Source organism: Tenggerimyces flavus, assembly GCF_016907715.1.
In the GTDB taxonomy this organism is placed as follows: domain Bacteria; phylum Actinomycetota; class Actinomycetes; order Propionibacteriales; family Actinopolymorphaceae; genus Tenggerimyces; species Tenggerimyces flavus.
Genome location: NZ_JAFBCM010000001.1, coordinates 6,869,185 through 6,887,474 on the forward strand (window position 1 = coordinate 6,869,185; position 18,290 = coordinate 6,887,474).

The 18,290-nt window shown below is 69.6% G+C and carries 14 protein-coding genes; 7 read left to right on the forward strand and 7 right to left on the reverse strand.

The window, feature by feature from the left end; all coding sequences use genetic code 11:
- Window positions 1–87: 87 nt before the first annotated feature.
- Both JOD67_RS32075 and JOD67_RS42190 read left to right on the forward strand, forming a co-directional pair.
- On the forward strand, window positions 88–2,091 hold the full coding sequence (locus JOD67_RS32075; protein ID WP_205121436.1) for a glycosyltransferase family protein: 2,004 nt from the start codon (window positions 88–90) through the stop codon (window positions 2,089–2,091).
- Window positions 2,088–3,065 (forward strand): class I SAM-dependent methyltransferase, encoded by a 978-nt coding sequence (locus JOD67_RS42190; protein ID WP_205121437.1) that lies wholly within the window; start codon window positions 2,088–2,090, stop codon window positions 3,063–3,065. Before JOD67_RS32075 ends, JOD67_RS42190 begins: the two co-directional genes overlap by 4 nt.
- Here the strand turns inward: JOD67_RS42190 and JOD67_RS32085 are convergent.
- Complete coding sequence (locus JOD67_RS32085; protein WP_205121438.1) at window positions 3,057–4,967, reverse strand: glycosyltransferase family protein; 1,911 nt, start codon at window positions 4,965–4,967, stop codon at window positions 3,057–3,059. The two genes, JOD67_RS42190 and JOD67_RS32085, sit on opposite strands and share 9 nt — an antisense overlap.
- A 103-nt stretch (window positions 4,968–5,070) precedes the next feature.
- Between JOD67_RS32085 and JOD67_RS32090 the strand changes: the two genes are divergently transcribed.
- Window positions 5,071–5,472: a class I SAM-dependent methyltransferase gene (locus JOD67_RS32090; RefSeq protein WP_205123254.1), complete on the forward strand. Its 402-nt coding sequence runs from the start codon at window positions 5,071–5,073 to the stop codon at window positions 5,470–5,472.
- On the opposite strand, the gene JOD67_RS32095 is transcribed toward JOD67_RS32090, so the two are convergent.
- On the reverse strand, window positions 5,465–8,098 hold the full coding sequence (locus JOD67_RS32095) for a DUF7402 domain-containing protein (protein ID WP_205121439.1): 2,634 nt from the start codon (window positions 8,096–8,098) through the stop codon (window positions 5,465–5,467). The two genes, JOD67_RS32090 and JOD67_RS32095, sit on opposite strands and share 8 nt — an antisense overlap.
- A gap of 111 nt (window positions 8,099–8,209) precedes the next feature.
- On the opposite strand from JOD67_RS32095, the gene JOD67_RS32100 reads away from it, so the two are divergent.
- Window positions 8,210–9,340 (forward strand): GntR family transcriptional regulator, encoded by a 1,131-nt coding sequence (locus JOD67_RS32100; RefSeq protein ID WP_205121440.1) that lies wholly within the window; start codon window positions 8,210–8,212, stop codon window positions 9,338–9,340.
- Window positions 9,341–10,325: 985 nt separating this feature from the next.
- Complete coding sequence (locus JOD67_RS32105) at window positions 10,326–11,579, forward strand: HNH endonuclease signature motif containing protein (RefSeq protein WP_205121441.1); 1,254 nt, start codon at window positions 10,326–10,328, stop codon at window positions 11,577–11,579.
- A gap of 202 nt (window positions 11,580–11,781) precedes the next feature.
- Here the strand turns inward: JOD67_RS32105 and JOD67_RS32110 are convergent, their stop codons facing one another.
- Window positions 11,782–12,507 carry a DUF899 family protein gene (locus JOD67_RS32110; RefSeq protein WP_239554129.1) on the reverse strand — a complete coding sequence of 242 codons (726 nt, stop codon included), beginning with the start codon at window positions 12,505–12,507 and terminating at the stop codon, window positions 11,782–11,784.
- A gap of 106 nt (window positions 12,508–12,613) precedes the next feature.
- Here JOD67_RS32110 and pdxR point away from each other — a divergent pair, with 106 nt between their 5' ends.
- Complete coding sequence (gene pdxR / locus JOD67_RS32115; RefSeq protein WP_205121443.1) at window positions 12,614–13,999, forward strand: MocR-like pyridoxine biosynthesis transcription factor PdxR; 1,386 nt, start codon at window positions 12,614–12,616, stop codon at window positions 13,997–13,999.
- On the opposite strand, the gene JOD67_RS32120 is transcribed toward pdxR, so the two are convergent.
- Both JOD67_RS32120 and JOD67_RS42510 read right to left on the reverse strand, forming a co-directional pair.
- Entirely contained in the window at window positions 13,996–14,691 is a 696-nt protein-coding gene (locus JOD67_RS32120) for a DUF2461 family protein (RefSeq protein ID WP_205121444.1), read from the reverse strand. The genes pdxR and JOD67_RS32120 overlap by 4 nt on opposite strands.
- Window positions 14,692–14,762: 71 nt before the next feature.
- Window positions 14,763–15,158 carry an STAS domain-containing protein gene (locus JOD67_RS42510; protein ID WP_372442374.1) on the reverse strand — a complete coding sequence of 132 codons (396 nt, stop codon included), beginning with the start codon at window positions 15,156–15,158 and terminating at the stop codon, window positions 14,763–14,765.
- 187 nt (window positions 15,159–15,345) lie between these two features.
- On the opposite strand from JOD67_RS42510, the gene JOD67_RS32130 reads away from it, so the two are divergent.
- Window positions 15,346–15,744, forward strand: a complete 399-nt coding sequence (locus JOD67_RS32130; RefSeq protein WP_205121446.1) for a hypothetical protein — start codon at window positions 15,346–15,348, stop codon at window positions 15,742–15,744.
- Here JOD67_RS32130 and JOD67_RS32135 read toward each other — a convergent pair.
- The gene (locus tag JOD67_RS32135) at window positions 15,695–17,716 is read right to left on the reverse strand and encodes a family 43 glycosylhydrolase (protein WP_205121447.1); all 2,022 of its coding nucleotides are present in this window, start codon (window positions 17,714–17,716) and stop codon (window positions 15,695–15,697) included. The genes JOD67_RS32130 and JOD67_RS32135 overlap by 50 nt on opposite strands.
- A gap of 116 nt (window positions 17,717–17,832) precedes the next feature.
- Window positions 17,833–18,222 carry an STAS domain-containing protein gene (locus JOD67_RS32140; RefSeq protein WP_205121448.1) on the reverse strand — a complete coding sequence of 130 codons (390 nt, stop codon included), beginning with the start codon at window positions 18,220–18,222 and terminating at the stop codon, window positions 17,833–17,835.
- Between the last annotated feature and the right edge of the window lie 68 nt (window positions 18,223–18,290).

Consider the following 18,290-nt stretch of genomic DNA (forward strand, 5'->3'; position numbering starts at 1 on the left):
CGGCGAATGAAGGAGATCTGAAGGCCGTTTGACAACGCTCCATGACACAGTTCGACGAGCAATTGTCGGTCGAAAGGCAAGGGTGGAATGGGCGGGGATGTAACGGAGCACCAGGACTTCGAGGTCGTCCTGTTGTGCGACGGAGAATGGCCGAACGTGCCCGGCGTTTGCTGCTGGCGCAGCGGCGTGCGGAACGCGTTCGGCGCGGCCGGCGCGACGGTCCGCGAGGTAGTGTGGCAGCCGCCCGCTCCCGCACCCGTCCGCAAGGCGACCACGGGCAACGGTCCACGCCGGTTGGCCTGGCTGCCACCGTTCGCACGGCGCCCGCTCGCCCAGGCCTACCGACGCCTGCGCCGCGCGACGGCCGAGGTCCGGCTGGGTCGGGGGCACCCTGGTCCCATAGGTTCGGACCAGGGTGCCCCCGACCCAAACCGACCGGACCTGGACGGTGCGGACCTCGTGGTCGCCGAGTCCCTCCGGGCCGCGCGGGCCGCGGCTAGCGCGGACACCCCGAGCTACCGCGTCTGGGCCCTCGCCCTCCCACCGCAGTGGCTGCCGCCCGGCGGGCACACGGAGTACGCGACCGAGCTGAACGAGACCGCCAAGCAGGTCGGCGGATTCCTCACCGACGGCGAGCTGGCCCGGGAGTCGATCGAGCGCTCCGCCCACGCGCTCAGGCCGAAGGTCGAGCTGTTCCCGCCGATCGCGACCGACCAGGCCTGCGAGGCCTGCACCGGCCAGCCGGTCGAGCCACTCAACCTGACCGAGCTGGATCCCACCGTGGCGCAGCTCGCGCTCTGGCGCGACGGACACGCGGAGGAGGACGAGCCCCACCCGTACTCGTTCGCCGGCGCGCGTCAACGCGGCCTGGCGGGTCCCTGGGCGAAGGCGAACCGGTCGGCCTGGCAGAACGACCACACCGGCACGCCGATGACGATGCCCGGCGACCGACCCGCCGACTGGACAGCAGCAGCGCAGGCCGCCGGCGCCCGCGCGGTACGCGACACCGTCCGCATGCCCGGCCCCACCGCGCCAAGGCAGCGGCGCAACGTGATGGTGTCCGGGCACGACCTCAAGTTCGCCGTCGAGCTTGCCGAACGTCTCGACCGGAGGAGCGATCTCGACCTCTCCATCGACGAATGGCCAGGCCTGGCGCGTCAAACCGCCCAGACCGCCGAACGACTGGAACGGGCCGACTCGATTCTCGCCGAGTGGGCTCGCACCAGCGCGATCTGGTTGTCCGAGCACAAGCGCCCCGACCAGTTCCTCGTCGTACGACTGCACAGGTTCGAGCTCGACACCCCGTACCCGCGGCAGCTCGCGCTGGAGAACGTCGATGCCGTCGTCTACATCGCGCCGCTGTTCGGACGACGGATCCGCGACGAGCTCAACTGGCCCACGGACAAGCTGGTCTACATCCCGAACTACCTGGACCTGGACTGGCTCGACCGGCCCAAGCTCGACGGCGCCCAGTTCACGCTCGGCTTCGTCGGCTTCGAGTTCATCCGCAAGCGGTTCGACCTCGCGCTCGACCTGCTCGCCGAGATTCGCCAGACGGACAAGCGATTCCGCATGGTCGTTCGCGGCGCGATGCCGTGGCACAACAAGTACGCGTGGACCAACGACGACGAACGCGACTACGTCGGCTGGTGCTTCGAACGGATCGAACGCGACCCGCTGCTGCGCGACGCCGTCGTCCTGCACCCGCCCGGACGCGACATGGCGCGCTGGTTCCGCCGGGTCGGCTACCTCGTCTCGACCAGCGACGAGGAGGGCAGCCACGCGTCGGTCGCGGAAGGCATGGCCTCGGGTGCCGTGCCGGTCGTCCGGTCCTGGCCCGGCGCGGCCGAGATCTACGGCAAGCAGTGGGTGCACGACTCGATCGGCGCGGCCGCGAACGCCGTGCTGAGCAACGCGGATCCAGCCGTGTCGGCCGAGAGCCGGGACCAGGCCCGCGAGGAGATTGGCCGTACGCACGACCCGCACAAGGTCGTCGCCGCGTGGGCGGACCTGCTGCACCGCGACGTCGCCGGTGCCCGCCGCTACTTCGCGGAGTACGCCAGCGTCGAGCTCCCGGACTCGGGCCGGTGAGGTCGAAGCTCGCCAGCAACCTCGCGCGCCGCGGCCTGCTCGCCGCGGTCGCGGCGATCTGGTTGGCCGCGCTGGCGATCACCGCCGCGCTCCGATCGGACGTCACCGTCGTCCTGCTCGTTTCCGTGCTCGGCCTGCAGCTCCTCGTCGTCCTCAATTCACACAGGCAGAACCGCTTCGTGATCGGCGAGCTCCGCCAGCTGGCAGGGAGGCACCAGGAAGGCGCGCAGCACGCCACCGACCTGCTGACCGCGATGAGAACGATGAGCTCGACTCTGGATGCCGCGGCGACCGCGATCGACCGAGGCCCGGAGAACACCAGGCGGAAGGTCATACGGGACACCACGACCGTCTACCGCCAGCTCGAGGCGCTGGTCAACCTCTACAGCATGGTCCCGGTGACCGCGCGCGTTCCGGCGATGCGGGGATGGGCGGCATCGCCGGACCTCCTTCTGCTGTTGGTCGAAACCATCCGCGCGGATCGGCCGCGGCTCAGCGTCGAGTGCGGCAGCGGCGTCTCCACGCTGTGGTGCGCGCTGGCGCGACGCGCGTTCGGCGTCGAGGGCCGGCACGTCGCGCTCGAGCACGACGCCCAGTACGTACGCCAGACCGAGGCATTGCTCGAAGCGCACGGCGTCGCGGACTTCGCCGACGTACGCCTCGCGCCGCTCCAGACGTACCGCCTCGGTGACCAGGACCGGTCGTGGTACGCGAAGGACGCCTGGCGCGACCTCGACCAGCTCGACCTGCTGTTCGTCGACGGCCCACCTGGCGTGACTGGCCGGCACGCCCGCTATCCAGCGTTGCCGCTGCTCGCCGACCGGTTCGCGGGCGATGCGGTCGTGGTGCTGGACGACCTGGTCCGTACCGACGAGCAGGAGCTCGTCGCGCGTTGGCTGGCCGAGTACCCGTGGCTGACCGAGACGCGCCTCAACGTGGAGAAGATCGCCTCGGTCCTGCGCTGCTCACGCTGACGGAAACCTCGCCCGTACGATCCGCTCCAGCACGGCTTTCGCCGTCGCGGCGTCCCCGACGGGCGACTGGTAGGCCAGCGGCTGGCGGCTCAACGGGCTGTCCGGCTCGACCAAGCCCCACACCGCCGTGCCGCTCCCCTTGTAGTCCGACCACTTCGACGGCAGGTACGGGTTGCGCTCGTGGTGCTCGGAGGTGTTCGCGTCGTTGACCACGAGGCAGTCGAATCGCGTGGTGAGGTTGAGGAACTCCAGATATCCCGCGTACGGACCCACCCGTACGCACGCGCCGATCCCCAGCTCCGCCGCCCGTGCCCGCAGCGTCTCCGGCTTCGTCGTGAACACGTGCAGCATCAGCCGCTCGCGATCGGCCGGGCCGAGCTCGGCCGCCGCCGCGAGCACGTCGTCGAGCCCGCGGGTCGGATAGAAGACGCCGAAGTACGCCACGTGCGCCTTGCCCGGTTCGAGCGGCGCGTGCCCGTCGACCATCGAGTAGAACGGCGTCGGCAGCGTCGGGTGCGCCGACACCACCGCCTTCGCGCGAGCCGTCGCCGCCACCAACGGGTCGGAGCAGTACGACAGCATGTACTCCAGCTGGTTCTCGTTGGTGAAGATGAGCTCGTCGGCCAGGACGTACGCGAGCTCCTCGCACCAGACGAAACAGTTGTCGGACGCGGGCATCGGCAGCCCGAGTTTCTCCAAGCCCGCGGTCAACAACTCGCGTACCGGCCCTGGCTCGACCGTCGTGCCGCGCTCCTCGTCCAGCATGTCGCGCGAGAGCGGGTCGGAGAACTCCGCGGTCCACGAGACCGACGGGCTGGCCAGCTTGTGCGCGGCGCCGAGCAGGTGGGACGCCGCGAAGTGCGCGCGGCTGTACGACCAGCGGTACGGGCCCTTCTCCGCCTCCCACTTGCGCGCCTGGTCGAGCCCTTCGAGGATGAACTGCTCCATCGCCGGCCAGTGCGAGAAGTACGTGGGGGTCGCGATCACCGCCTCGTCCGCGGTGAACGGTCCCGCGATGCGGCGGGTCGTCGGATCGACCGTACGGATCCGGTCCATCGCGTTGTAGACGACGTCGGCGACCCGGCCCATCGTCCTGATCCGCTTGGCCATGACGATCCCGCTCGCGTCGGCGTACGGGGCGAACGCGTACGCGAACACCACGCCGCGCGGCATGCCCGCGTTCACCAATCCATAAGGCAGGTGGAAGATCGGGAGCTCGTCGAGCGCGGCCACCAGCTCGGCGTGCTCGGACGGGTGCCGCTGGAGGTACGTGCCGATCGCGGTCGCGCGCGCCGCGATGGCCTCGTCGATCGGCGCGACCATCGCAGCGCCTGCCTCGGCGCGCAGCTCCTCGAGCTGGGCGATGGCGGCGAGGTGCGGACGCCAGCCCGCGTCGTCGTCGGGTGTGCCGGCCACGAACTCCGTCCTGGTGCGCACCGCGACGTTCGCCCAGTAGACGTCCTCCGCGCCGCCGACCTGCCGGGCGATCGCCTGAGCCAGCGCCGTCTCCACCACCGTGCCGTTCTCGCCGGCTTCCCTGACCTGGGCCCGGCGAGCGGCGGCGAGGCCGGCCACCCGGGCGGCGGCACGGTGGGCGGTCGGCAGCGAGATCGTGCGAACGTCGAGCTCGGGATGCGACGTACGGAAGGCCTCGACGATCGGCCGCCCCGCTGACGTCAGGACGATCACGAGCTCGACGTCGCGCCGGCCGTCCACCGAGAGCCCGTCGAGGTCGTCGAGGTCGAGCACCACGATGGACAGCCCCGGCGCCAGCGGCTCCGTGCGGCCGAAGCCGACGGTGGGGTACGGAAGCTCGTCGAGAGCGGCGGTCCACGACTCGATCAGCTCGGCGTCGACGGTCGCGGTGGTCGACTGCGACCATGGACGTTCTGCACTCTGCACGCTGGCACCCCTCGTTGGTGACTTCGATCCCATGAGTGAGACACCTGACAGGGCGCCGACGTTGTGCGGCCATGATGGAATTCGCGATCATCGGTGAACGGACCTGTGGGCGTGCACGCATGAGGGACGGCAAGCGGAGCTACACCGCCGAGGGCGTGGCGGCGCTTCGGGCGGCTACACGCGGGCCCACCGGTTCGCCGACGCCGCGCGCGGGATCCCGTTCTTCGAGGTCGACCATCCGTCGACGAGCGACTGGAAGCAACAGACGATGCGCGGCCTCCCGCAGCTGTCCGCCGAGGTCCACTACGTCACGATGGACTTCACCACCGACTCGCTGCTCGAGTCGCTCCCCGCGGCGGGCGCCGCGCTGGACCGCGTGACTCTGTTCCTGTGGGAGGGCGTCACGCCGTACCTCACCGAGCCGGCCGTGAACGAGACCCTCAACGCCATCAGGGAGTTCGCGCCCGGCTCGAGCGTCGTCCACGCCCGCAGGCCGGTCAGCTAGGCCGCGTGGCGAACGCCTCCACCTCGGACAGGCCGACGTTCAGACCTCTCCCAACGGCGGGATGGAACTCCAGCCAGGTGACGGTCCGAGGCGAGAACGGGACCGGCTTTCCCACACCGGTGTTGTCGATTCCGCTCACGGGCTCCTGACTGCCGTCGCTGAACACGAGCGTCCCGCCCGGCGCGTGGTCGACGAGGTTGTTCCGGTCGTACAGCACGACCTGCCCAAGCGTCTGCGGCGTCGTCCAGGTCAGCCGGAACGAGGGATTGAGCTGACCGTTCGAGGCCCACTCGCCGGCGAACCACTGGTTGACGACACCGTCCACGGCCGCCGATGGGCCAAGGCCGGGGTCGCCGGCCGAGCTCGACGCCGTCGCCACCGCGCTCGAGGCCAGGTTGCCCGCGCTCAGGATCCGCAGCTCGGCTAGTCCGTTGCCCGATCCCGTTCCGCCCGCGGCCTGGAAACGCACCGAGGTCACGGACTTCGGCGGGAACGACACGACCTTCGCCGCTCCGTTCGCCGGAACGCCGGACACCGCGACCGACGAGCCGTCGCTGAACGTCAGCGTGCCGCCGTTCACGTTGCTCGCCGTGCTCACCCGGTCGTGCAGGACGACGCGGTCGATCTGGTGGCTGTTCACCCAGCTGACCTGAACCCAGGGGTTGGTCTCTGTCGACACCCATTCGCCTGTGCTGGTGGAGTTTCCGTCGGTCGCGCGGAGCTGGCCGCGCGGGCCGAGGTCCGCCTGCGTCGACGTGGTCAGCGTCCCTTCGCGGGCGACGTTGTCGCCGGCGAACACCTGCAGCTCGGACAGGCCGACGTTCGAGCCGGCCCCGTTCGTCACCTCCAGGCGCACCGAGGTGGCCGTTCGCGCCGGGAACGAGATCGCCTTGCCAGTAACGCCATCGTTCACCAGCGCGGGAACGTCGACGACGCTGCCGTCGCTGAACACGACCCTCCCCGCGTTGATGCGATCGGTCGGGTTGGCGCGGTCGTACAGCACGACCTGACCGATCGTCTGCGGCGTCGGCCAGGAGAGTGTGATGCTCGGCCTGAGCTCGCGGTGGGACGCCCATTCGCCGCGCGCGTGGATACCGACGACGCCGTCGACGACGTTCGGTCCGGCCAGCTGGGGAGCCTCCGCGGAGACCGACGACGGCGTGACCGTGGCGGTACGGGCGAGGTTCTCGACGTCGGCGATCGGCGTCGCGCCGAGCCGTACGCCGATGAGCGACTTGGCTGGAACGGCGACATCGAGACGCGCCGCTCCCCCGGTCACCTGCAACGGCACGGACGTCTTCGGTGCGGTCGTCGGCTGGATCGGGCTGGCCTCGAAGACCGTCGCCGTCGTGGACGTCGCCGAGCCGAGCCCGGTGAGGTTGAGCTCGACCTCGAGCGGCGCGGTGCCGTCGTTCACCAACCAGGCAACGCGATCGCCGTTCGCGTTCATCGCGGCACCGGCGCTGCTGATCGACGTCGGGTACGTCATCGGCCGCAGCCGGCTCGCACCGGCACCGAGGCCGAGGTCGACCGACATCAGCCGGTAGACGCGCGCCTTCGGCGGCAGCATGCCGTTGCGGTGCACGCCGAAGAACTCCGGGACCTCCGCCTCGTCGTTGTCGGCGAAGTAGTTGGTCCCGTTCGTGTGCTGCTTGAGGAACGTGCTGAGCCGCCAGGCCGCGTAGCTGATCGTGTGCGGGTGGTTGCCGTTCATCGGCACGTCGCCGTACACCGGGTCCCAGTTCCATTCCGTCACGTAGACGGGGAAGTCCTCGCCCTTGCCGAGGTCACGTGCGGCCTGCTTCCACTGCGTCACCTGCTCGTCCCGGAAGCTGTCGTAGTGGTTGTAGACGTGGTAGCTCAGGAAGTTGATGTCGTCCTTCACTCGCGTGTCGCGCAGCAGCTTGTCGATCCACTGCAGGCCCACGTTGGGATGGGACATCACCGGTCCGCCGATCGGGACGTCGGAGTGGGGATCGGCGGCCTGAACAGCATCGGCGGCGGTCTCGTAGATCTTGGTGTAGACCTCGATCCGCTGCGCCATCGTGGTTCCGTCGGGGAGGTCGAGGAAGATGTCCAGGTCGGGCTCGTTCCACACCTCGACCAGATGCACTTTGTCCTTGAAATGCCGGTAGATCTTGCCGACGACGTCCCCGTACACCCGGTACCCGTCCGGCCCGTTCGGCGGCCCGAACTGCTTGCCGTTGGCACTGAGCCAACTGATGTTGTAGGCGAGGATCAGCACGATCTTCGCTCCGCGCTTGTGGTGCTCGTCGACCCAGGCGTACTTGCTCCAGTCCCACGTCGTCGGGTCGGCCACGCCGGTACCGGACGGCATGGCCTCGAGGTAGCCGGCGATCGAGGTGTCCTTCGGCAGGATGTCGTCCAGATACGCGTCGCCGCGGATGAACCTCGTGCCGGTCTGGTGGAGCGTCTCGATCTTGTTGGTGTCGGTCAGCCTCGGCACGTTGATGCCCGAGCCGAACACCTCGGCGTGACCCGGTCCGGCGTCGACGGAGAAGTCCGCGGTCGCCGTGACGGCCGCCTGGGCGATCGGTGGTGGGGACGCGGCCCAGAGCAGGGCGCCGAGCAAGGTGAGGACGGTGGCGAACGTGCCGATGCGCATCCCGGGGCTCCTCCCGCAGGTGAACGTGTCTGGGACCGTAGACTTAGCGCGTTAACGCGTCAATGTCGCGGCCAGAAGCTGCCAGGAGTCTGAACGCGTTAACCTGAGCCCATGAGCGACGACTCTCTGCCGCGCTACCAGCAGGTCAAGCGCGAGCTCCGGGCGGCGATCGAACGCGGTGAGTACGTTCCGGACCAGCCGTTCGTCAGCCAGCGCGGCGTCTGCGAGCGGTTCGACGTGAGTACGACGACCGCGATCCGCGCGCTGAACGACCTGGTCGCCGAGGGGATCCTGGTCCGGCGGCAGGGCCGTGGCACGTACGTCGCGGACCGCTCGAGCTCGGCGGTCGTCGCTCCCGAGCGCCCGGCGCGGTCGTCACGTACGTCGGTCGCCTGCGTCATCCACGGGCAGGGCCCGATGCGGGCGAACGTGATCGCCGGCGTGGAGTCGGTCTGCTCCGACCTCGGCGCGGAGCTGCTCCTGTTCCACAGCAAGGACTCCCTCGCTGGCCAGGAGCGGGCGCTGGAACGCGCGCACGAGGGCGGCGTCAGCGGGGTCGTGCTCTATCCCGTTCAGGGCAGCTCCCCTTCGCCCGCGCTCGCGGCGCTCGAGCGGCAGAACGTTCCGGTCGTGATGGTCGACCGCTACCTGCCGACGGTCGCCTCCGACACCGTGACCGTCGACCACTTCGCCGTCGGGTACGACCTGTCCACGCACCTGATCGCGCAGGGCCACGAGCGGATGGCGCTGCTGTGGGACGAGACCGATTGCACCAGCGTGCGCGAACGGCTGAGCGGACATCTGCAGGCGCTGCGGAAGCACGACGTACGGGAACGTCCCGACCTCACCGTGCTGACCGCGCACCAACGTCTCGACCGGCCGGCACGCGTCGCCCGGCTGGCGGAGCTGCTCGAACACCCGGAGCCGCCGACGGTGCTGATCTGCTCGCACGGCTACACCGTGGCCACCGCCGCGGCCGACCTCGCCTCGATGGGCATCGAGGTGCCGGGCCAGGTCGAGCTGGCCGGCATGGACGACGCCGGCCCGCTCGACATCCTGCCGCTGACAATCGCCGCCGCCGTCGTCCCCGCCGAGGAACTGGGCCGGCAGAGCACGCTGCTGCTCGCGTCCCGGATCGACGGCTCCCTCGACGACAGTCCCCGGCGGGTCGTCCTCCCGATCAGCCTGCGCACCCGCGACACCGCACGCGGCTACTTGCAGGTGGTGGCGGGGACGGCTTAGGTCCCAGGCCGTGACCTGGGGTTGCGGGTGTGGTGGCTGGAACGGTGAGTACCCACCGGGGCGGCGCTTCACCCACTAACCCCGCGACTCGCGACTCGCGCACTCCGCCACATCCCGCGCATAGCTCCCGGCAGGATCGCGCACACGCCATGCCCCGCAGGTCCCCGGCGGGTCCGCACCCCTCGATCATTCACCCCCAGGCAGCCATCACCCCACTTCTCGACCATCAAGCCCCGCCACTATCGCCTGCTTGCTGGTCTTATCCTCTTGCTGTTGCTTTGCCCTGCTGGGCTTGGGCAAGTAGCTGGTCGGGTTGTTGTGGCGGTCGATTGTGGTGGCCGGGCTGCCACCTTGCGCCCATCACTCCGCCCCCGCGCTCGCACCTAGCCCGCTACTTCCGTCCTCTTCATCATCGCCCCTCCGGGGGCGTGCTGTCCTCTGTTGATTTGCCCCACCCTGCTTGAGCAAGGCATCTGATCGGGGCTGTTGCGGCGGTCGATTGTGGTGGCCGGGCTGCCACCTTGCGCACCCCGCGACCATCACTCCGCCCCACGCGCTCGCACCTAGCCCGCTACCTCCCATCCTCTTCACCTCCGCCCCTTTTGGGGCGGTGCTGTGCTTCTGCTCTTGTTGTTGCTTTTCCCTGCTGCGCTTGGCGATTAGCTGGTCGGGCTGTGGCGGCGGTCGATTGTGGTGGCCGGTCCGGGGCGCGTCGAGGGCGCCTCTCTGGGGCGCTTCGCGGAGGAGAGAGGCGTCGCTTCGCGACCGCTTTGCGGCCCTTGACTCGCCCCGGCCCGGCCACCAGATTTTCACGCGCCGCCCCTGCCCCCGGAACAGTTCCCCGGGACAGGTCTCCTGTGCCTTGGGTTTGCTGCCGTGCTTGGGTTGCTTGTGGAGCCCACGGCTTGCTTACGGCTCGGATGAAGTCGGGGGATTTCCCTTGCCGGGTTGAGCATTAAGCCGATTCGGCTGGTAGAATTCTGCTATGGAATCGACCACCTGCTCGAACACCATCGGCACCGCCGGTGGTGTGTCGGCGTGGTCGATGTCCGATGACCAACTCACCACCGCACTTCTCGACAACGCCACCCAGCTGAACCAGCTCCAGGGCCGCCAGCTCGAGCTCATCCGCGAAGCCGAGGCCCGCAACCTTGGTGTCACGGCTGGTGCGGCGAACACCGCGCAGTGGGTCGCTGGTCGGCTTCGGGTCCCGACGGCTGAGGCGGGGGCGATGGTGAAGCTGGCCTCTCATCTCGACGCCGAGTTGCCCGCCACCGCGCGGGCGCTTGCTAGCGGCGAGATTTCTCTTCCACAGGTGCGGGTGATCTCCCGGGTCGTGACGATGCTGCCCTCCCACATCGCCACCCCGGAGCTCCGCTCCGAGGTGGAGGCGACCCTGCTGAAGAATGCCGCCGCCTTCGACCCCAAAGTCTTGTCGAAGGTCGGGAACAGGCTCTTGGAGACCGTCGCTCCGGACCTCGCTGACCAGGTCCTGGAACTGAAGCTCAAACAGGAAGAGGCCAGCGCCGAACGGGACCGGTTCCTGCGTATGTCCTTCGACGCCACGTCGGGGACGTGGCGGGTCACCGCCCGGCTCCCGAAGGTGGTCGGGGAACGCCTCAAGCTGGTTCTCGATCCGTTGGCTGCGCCGCAGCCTGGACCCGACGGGCGTGACACCCGGTTCCCCGAGCAGCGCAATGTGGATGCTTTGGATGAGGCTTGCCGGCGGTTGTTGGCTGAGCGGTTGGTGCCCTCTCATGGCGGGAACCCCACCCAGGTGGTCGTCACCGTCACCCAGACTGGTGGGCGGACTTTGCACACCGGGATCGAGCTGTCCCGCCGCCTGGTCGAGCAGCTGATGTGTGAGGCCGACCGCACCTACCTCGTGAAGCCCGAGGACCAGCCCGGCCGCGTCAGCCTCTTGACCGACACCCAGCAGCGACTCTTCCAGGGCAAGCTGCGCCGGTTGCTCGAGCTCAGAGACGGTGGCTGTGCGTTCCCCGGCTGTGACCGGCCACCCGGCTGGTGCCACGCCCACCACGTCACCCCCTGGAGTAAGGGCGGGCCCACTACCCGCGACAACGGGGTCCTGCTCTGCGGGTACCACCACCGACTCATCCACCAAGGCACCTGGCAAGTCCGCATCGCACTCGACGGATTACCCGAGTTCTTACCCCCCGACTGGATCGACCCCCACCAACAACCACTCCGCAACCACCGCCTCACCCCAGCCGCCTAAGCGGCGGCCGGGGCCAGCGGAGCGCCGACCGCCTGCGGTCACCCCACACGGCCAACCACCCCACTACCTGCCGCCCACCCCACGTAAAGCGGCCAATGAGCCTGTAAACACGATCATTGGCCCCGGCGCCGGCACCGGTCGCGCGGGTCGCCGTTGCTGTCGACCGCAGCTCACCAGGTCATCGCCAGGGACAACTGTGCCGTTAGGCGAGGGTGTCGTCGCGGCCGGCGGCGATGCGGGACCACTGCGCGATCGGGCGCCCGTTGATCCGCATCGGGTTGACGTCGTCCGGCCACATCGGCTCCGGCCGTCCCTCGGGCTGGTCCTCCCAGCCCTCGCGGCGCCCGAACACGGTCCGGTCCAGCAGCCCGTAGCTCGGGGCCAGCGGCTCCAGCCCGCGGCCGCTCGTCCAGTATGTCTCGAAGACCCGGTTGCCGTCTCGTACGTAGAACACCAACGGCGACGGTGCGGTCGGCCGATCTCCCAACAGGGCTTGCAAAGAGTCCTGCGCGGAGTACCACGGCACGTCCCATTGCATGAAGTTCCGGTAGCGCACGCTCGGCTCGTACGGACCCTGGCACAGCGTGGCGTACGTGACATCGCGCGAGTGCAGCACCGACAGCTCGCGCACCTGGCCGTTGAAGTACGTGCAGCCCTCGCACTGACCGGCGGAGTCATGGCCGGCGTGCCACATGTGGAAGTACGCGATCAGCTGGCCGCGACCCTCGAACGCGGCGAGCAGCGGCACCCGTCCGTTCTCGCCGACGAGCGGGATCGTCGCGTCGACCTCCACCATCGACAGCCGCCGCCGCGCCGCCGCCAACGCGTCGCCCGCCCTGGTGTGCGCCTTCTCCCGCAGCCGCAGGGCGTCGAGCTCTGCCTGCCAGCTCGCCCGGTCCGTCACGTTCGGCAGTCCGCTCTTCGACATCGGTCTCTCCTTCGTTCGGCGGTCCATGCCCACCGACGTTCGAGGCACCTCACGATTCGACATCGGGCCGCCGAAATCCCGTGGTCCAGGGGTAGGGTCCGAAACCGTGGCACGTGAATGGACCACCGGGGTGGACCTGCTGCTCTCCCTCCCTCCGCAGCTCGGCCGCCGCGAGGGCCTCGAACGGGCGCTGCGCGAGGCGATCCAGTCGCACCGGCTCTCGGCCGGAACGAGGCTGCCGGCGACGCGAGAGCTCGCCACGGAGCTGGGCATCTCGCGGGGAACGGTGGTCGCCGCGTACGACCAACTCGTCGCCGAGGGCTACCTGCTCTCGCGGCACGGCGTGGGTACGCAGGTCGCCGAGCTGCCGGCCCACTGGCCGGCGGTCGCCGAACGCTCCACCGATCCCCGACCGGGCCTCAGCCTGGCTCCCGGCTACCCGGATCTGAGCCGCTTCCCCACGACCGAGTGGCTGCGTTCGATGCGTCGCGGGCTCGCCGACGCGCCGGCCGAGGTGTACGGCTACGGCGATCCGCTCGGCTGGCGCCCGCTGCGGATCGCGCTCGCCGCGTACCTCGGCCGTGCCCGCGGCGTGGTGTGCGCGCCCGACCAGGTGATGATCACGTCGGGATCGGTGCACGGGCTGCACCTGCTCGCCCGGGTCCTCGCCGACGAGGGGCGGACGACGATCGCCGTCGAAGAGCCCGGCTGGTACTTCGCGCGCGACGTCGTCACCCGGATGGGCGCCTCGGTTCGCCCGCTGACCGTCGACCAGGACGGCGTGCAGGTCGAGTCGTTGAGCGACGAGGACGCGGTGCTGTTGACGCCGACGCACCAGTTCCCGACGGGTGTCGCGCTCAGCCCCGAACGCCGGCGCGCGCTCGTGCGCTGGGCCGAGGCGACGGGCGGGGTGCTGATCGAGGACGACTACGACGGCGAGTTCCGCTTCGACCGCGCGCCCGTCGGCGCGTTGCAGGGCACGGCTCCCGAGCACGTCTGTTACGTCGGGAGTACGTCGAAGGCGCTCGGCCCGGGGCTCCGGCTCGGATGGATCGTGCTGCCTCCGCGGCTCGTCGCGCCGATGGTCGATCTCCGTCTGCACACGGACATGCAGACCGAGGCGCTCGGCCAGGTGGCGCTGGCGGACTTCCTCGCCAGCCACGCGTACGACCGGCACATCCGCGCGTCCCGGCTGCGCTACCGACGCCGCCGCGACCTGCTGCTGGCCCAGCTCGAGGCGAGCCGCGCGGACGTCACCATCGCCGGCATCTCCGCCGGGTTGCACGCGCTGCTGTGGCTTCCCGAGGACACCGTCGAGAGCGATGTCGTCGCCGCGGCCGCGCGGCGCGGGCTCGAGCTCAGCAGCCTCACCGAGCAGTGCCTCCCGTTCACCCGCCAACGCCCCGGCCTCGTGATCGGCTACAGCCGCCCGACCGAGCACACGTACCCGACCGCCCTGTCCACCCTCACCCGCGTCCTCCCCCGCTGCTAGGACGGGTACCGGTGGGCGTCGCCCGGCACGTGGTCGGCGAACCACGACGCCATCGGCCGCAGCTCCTCGAACGCCGCGAGCACCCGATCGGCCGCCTCGGGTTTGTGTAGCCAGTTCTCGGATCCGAGGTGCCGTCCGGCGACCAGGCTGCGGTGCCGCAGCAGCCCGGCCCGCGGATGGTCGGCGTCCCTCAGCAGCAGGGCTCGCGGATGGTCGCCCGGGTAGCTCTTCGGGATCCGTTCCAGCTGCTCACCGCCGAGGTCGTAGCCCTGCTGTCGCAGCGTCTCGACGATGCCGACCAGCTCCGGCCCCGACGTGTCGTCGGCGACGGCCGTCATGTAGGCCTCGCGCCAAGGGCTGGTGTACGAGCCAGGGTTGAACATCCACCAGCACGCCTCGACGTACATCCCGTCGAGGTCGAGCCAGACCCGCTGGTCGAAGTTGCGCTCGGCCCGGACGAAGCCAACCTGTCGTTGCCACGGCCAGAGCGTGAGGCCGAGGCTCGGAACGACGAACTTGCGGTAGCAGGCGTCCGCGTCGGCGAGATCCTGCATGAGCGCGACCATCGGCTGACGTACGAGCCGCTCCCGCTCGTCGCGAACGCTCTCCCGGACGGCCATGGGCGGGTCACCTTCGAGCTTCAGCAGCACGTCGTACGCCTGCTCTGGCCAGCCGGTGAATCGTCCACCCATACCGCAGCAGTATCGCCGACCGATCAGGACACCTGCTGACCTATTCGCGCGGGCGAGCGCCCGCGTTGCCGTTAGTTGTGCAGGACCGCGCGGCGGCGGGCGAGGCGGCGGGCTACGGCGACGGCGTCGAGGCGGCTGCTGCCCGTACGGCGCGCGACGCTCGGGCGGTGCACCGCGTGCAGCGCGGTCGCCACGACCGGGGTTGGGTTGGCGAGGCGGTAGTCGCACCCCACCTCGGCGGCCTGCTTCTCGACCAGGTCGAGGGCCCGCACGACAGTCGGGTCCATCGCGGTCACGTGCGAGAGGTCGAGGACGAGATGCCGCGGATTCCGCGCGAGTACGCCCAGAAGTTGAGCCATCAGGTCGATGGCGTCGGATTCGCCGAAGTCGCCCTCCGGCGTCGCGATCACAGCCGGAGAGCCGTCCTCGACAACGGTGAGGAAGACGACGTTCGCGTCCATATGCATGACAGCCACCGCCTGACCGCAGTGATGCCCCGTGTACGTGGCCACTCTGTCGGACCAGCGGTCACGATACGCCTCCGCGTTTTCGCTCACCAGAGGGCGGCCAGGCGTGAAATTCTTCCGGCCTGATGTCGTATCGAGGCGATCCCGTTCGTCGGTGGGTATAACCGCCAGACGGATGGAGGCCAGGATGAACGCCCTAGCGGCACAGCGTCGGGTGTGGGAGTTCCTCGAGATGCTGCTCGCCATGGCCGCGGGCATGCTGGTGCTCCCGCCGTTCCAGAACGCCCTGTGGAACGTGCCCGCGGACCGCGCCGACCTGCACCTGCTCGTGATGACGGCGAACATGGCGGTCGGCATGCTCGCCTGGATGCTGGTCCGCCGCCACGCCTGGAGGCCGGTCGCCGCCATGATCGCCGCGATGGGCGTCCCGTTCCTGCTGCTCGCCCCGCTCTACTACGGGGCCGGCATCGACGGCGACACGCTGATGATCGTCGCCCACGCCCTCATGCTCCCGTGCATGTTCCTCGCCTCGACCCTCAGCCGGGCAGGGCTTGCATGGCCCCGTGCCAGGCAACGCCCATCTTGAGATAGCCGGCCGCGTTCGGGTGCAGGGTGTCGGCGAGGTCCGCGGTCGTCAGCGCCGCGTGTATATCGACGTACGACACCTTCTTCCCCGCGTTCGCGCGCACCTCCACGATGCCCGGGATCGACGCGTTGTACGTACGGATGCGCGACTCGATCGCCACGTCGGCCGCGGGGATGATCGACGCCACGATCACCGAGGCCTGCGGGACCCGGCTCGTGATCTGGTCGATCAGCGCGGCGAGCCTGGCCGGCGCGTTCGCGACGTCGAAGTTCTGGTTCAGGTCGTTCGTGCCGATGTGCAGCAGCACGACGTCCGGCCGGTACGTGTCGAGGAAGCCGTTCATGCTGCCCGCGAGCTGGTCGATGCGCCACCCGGGATGGCCCTCGTTCTGCTGGTCGGGCAGGTTGCCGATGACGACCGATCCCACGAAGTCCGGCTTCACGGCCGGGTCGAGCATCAGCCGCCGCCACAGCTCGGTGCGGTAGTTGACGCCGGCAGCCGAGCCGTACGTGATCGAGTCGCCCGCCGGCATCACCCGCTGGACCCGCGACAGCCGCCACTTCTGGTTCGCCGCCGCGAGGTACTGCCACACCAGCACGTTCGCGCCGTTCGCCGTCGCCCCGTGGTCGACGTCCAACGCGCGCCCGCCGAGCTTCGACGACACCCGGTAGACGCCGTCGCCCACGGAGTCCAGGTACCAACGCTGGTTGGCGCCTCCGTTCGCCATCCACTGGATCACGTCGGCGCCGTCGACGTCCGCGCTCTCCGCGACGTCCAGCGACTTGCCGCTGTGCACCGCACGCAGCTCATACGACCCGTCCGACTGTGGGAGCACCTGCCACTGCTGGTTGGTCGCGCCGTGGTAGTCCCACTGCAAGACGTCCGCGCCGTCCGCGGTGCTCGGGCCCGCGACGTCGAGCACCCTGCCGGAGTGCGTCGCCGTCAGGACGTACTCGTCGGCAGGCACCACCAAGGCGCCGGGGTCCCCAGCGGGCAAGGCCAAAGTCTGTCCCAACGACGCCGGCACCCCGAAGTCCGGCGTCCCGTCCGCGCGCCAGTTCACCTTCTGGATCCGCGTCGAACGGTCGCCGCCGCAGCTCCCCGCCGGGTTGACGACGCCGTGGTACGCCATCCACGTCTCGCTGCCGTCGGGCGAGGTGAAGAAGCTGTTGTGCGCGGTGGTGTAGGCCGTGTTCGCCGGGTTCGCACCGAACACCGGCTGTGGCGACTTCGACCAGGCGGCGGGGTTCAGAACGTCGCCACCGTTGAACGTCAGCAGCCCGAGCGCGTAGTTCGGACTCGTACAGCCGCTCGCGGAGTACGCCACGAACAACCGCCCGTTCCGCCACAACGCGGCCGCCCCCTCGTTGACCGCGGCGTGGTCCAGCTCCCACGCGAACTGAGGGCGGGACAGCAGCACGCGCGGTCCGCTCGTCGTCCACGGGTTGCTCATCGGCGCGATGTAGAGGTTCTGCGGCCCGGTCGTCCCCGGCTCCCAGCCCGACCACATCGCGTAGAGCCGCCCGTCGGGCATCGTGAGGATCGAGCCGTCGAGCGAGTAGTGGTCGGCCGCGGCGGCGAGCTGGCCCTTGTACGTGTACGGGCCGAGTGGGTCGACGCCGGCGCTCTCGATCACGTGCATCCGGTGGTTGCCGACCGCGTTGCTCGAGTCGGTCGCGGTGTAGTAGCCGTACCACTTCCCTTGCAGGTAATGAAATTCCGGTGCCCAGATGCCGCAGCAACGCGACGAGCTCGAGTCCTGCCACACGGTGGTCTCGGGTGCGGTCGCGAGGTCCGTCACCGAGGCGCCGCGGACGAGCGTGATCCGGTCGTTCCGCGTCGCGGTCAGGTAGTAGGTCCCGTTGTGGGTGAACAGCTGCGGGTCGGAGGCGACCTCCCGTACGGGATTGCGGAACCCCGCCGCGGTCGAACGCGACTCCGCCGCCACGCCCTCGTGCGGAACGACTCCCACGGTGGCGACAGCAGCGGCCCAGGGCAACGAGTCCGAGCAACAGGGTCCGGCGCATGCCCTAGATCATTGACGCCGGAAACAATCCCTGTCAGCTGTCTGTCAGCAAGCTGCCAGTACTAGACGGTGAGTGCGGCGTCGACGTCGGGATGGACGTCGAACACGGTGTCCAGCGACGTCAGGTGCAGCAGCTTGGCGACGATCGGCGAAGGGGCGGCGAGGCGGAGGGTCGTCCGTACGGCCTCCGCATGCCTGCCGACGATCAGCAACGTGTTCAACGCGGCGGAGTCGATGAAGCGCACCCCGCTCAGGTCCAGCACCAGCAACGGGAGTGGCTCGGACATGGTGGCCAGGAGCTGATCGCGAAGATTCTCACAGTTCGACAGGTCGAACTCACCCGACGCTCTCATCACGACGGCGTCAGCCCGGGCGAGCGGCTCGGTGCGAAGGGTCCCGAGCGTGCGCGGAAAGTCGCCCTTGCTGGCGTCGAAAGCAGCGTGGATCGTCATACGTTCCCCTGACTCATAGGCGAACGCGGCCTGCGCCGCGGTCGGCCTCGCTGCTGGACCTGATGCGG